Consider the following 354-nt stretch of genomic DNA (forward strand, 5'->3'; position numbering starts at 1 on the left):
CAGGGCGCCCACCTTGCCCAGATGCTGGGTGCATGCCTTTTCCATCTCAATCTGCACCTCGCGGTTGCGCGGGTTTACATAGTCAAACTGCTTCTCGCCGCTCTTACGGGTGTCGAGTTCGGCTTCTGAATAGAGGAATTCGTTGAGATGGAAAATTTCGCCCACACGGCTCAGATAGAGACGGAGGTCGTAGAGGGCGGCAAACTGATACTCTTCGCGGTCGGGTTGGGCGATGTAGTCGGCCAGCGCCTGTGCCTTGATGCACCAGAGGCTTCCAAAGTCGAAGTCATCTCGCAAAGAACCTGACTGGTAGTCAATTACCGGATGTTTCTCCATTTTGCCTTCCACCATCTT

General features: G+C 54.2%; 1 protein-coding gene. It reads right to left on the reverse strand.

Annotated elements, in window-relative coordinates; all coding sequences use genetic code 11:
• Nucleotides 1-336, reverse strand: a 336-nt coding sequence (locus D4A39_RS19545; protein ID WP_199699522.1) for a hypothetical protein, incomplete at its 3' end; no start/stop codon positions are given.
• Between the last annotated feature and the right edge of the window lie 18 nt (nucleotides 337-354).

Origin of the sequence: Alcanivorax profundi (assembly GCF_003597125.1) — a bacterium.
In the GTDB taxonomy this organism is placed as follows: Bacteria; Pseudomonadota; Gammaproteobacteria; order Pseudomonadales; family Alcanivoracaceae; genus Alcanivorax; species Alcanivorax profundi.